The 583-nt window shown below is 66.2% G+C and carries 2 protein-coding genes; both read right to left on the bottom strand.

The features are described from left to right. Nucleotides 1-216, bottom strand: a 216-nt coding sequence (locus tag ACXJ3V_RS20465) for an aldehyde dehydrogenase family protein (protein WP_457102192.1), incomplete at its 3' end; no start/stop codon positions are given. A 4-nt stretch (nucleotides 217-220) separates the two neighbouring features. Further along, nucleotides 221-583: hypothetical protein (locus ACXJ3V_RS20460; RefSeq protein WP_457102191.1), on the bottom strand; the 363-nt coding region annotated here is incomplete at its 5' end.

Raw genomic sequence — 583 nt, 5'->3', positions numbered from 1 at the left:
CACGGACCAGGTGGCAAAGGCGCGCCGCGCCGCGGCCACCGCCACAGCGACGTCACTTGCATCGCCCAGCGCGATCTCCGCGACAGGCTCCTCGGTCGACGGGTCGATGACAGAGGCGCGAGCTTGCCCATGAGGCAGCACCCATTCACCGTCTATGAACACGCGCTCCAGACGGCCAGCGCTCCTGAAGCGATCGATGATTGACGAATGGCCCATGGTCTTACCATCCGTAAAAGCGGGGCCACGTGCGGAGCGTGCCATCGGGCGCCAGCGCTTCGTAGCAGGGAAACTGCGCACCCGTGGCGCAAGCGTGGTTCGGCAGAACGCGCAGTTGCATGCCCACCGGAAACCGCTGCGTGATCTCTTGGTCGGGCTCGCCCACGCGAGACAGGATCCCGTGCTCCTGGTTCGCGCCGCTGAGCACATAGCCATCCAGCAGTTCGCCATCGACGCTGCAGACCTGGCCGTAGCCGTAGTCGTGCTTCTGGCGCTGGGTGCCGCGGTCGCGGCTCATGGCCATCCACCCGGCGTCGACGATCGCCCAGCCTTTCTCCGCCTGATGGCCAATGACCGTCGTCAACAC

Source organism: Microbacterium sp. P5_E9 (assembly GCF_054049175.1).
The sequence above is the reverse complement of the archived record's forward strand: the minus strand, read 5'-3'. Positions and strand labels throughout refer to the sequence as shown.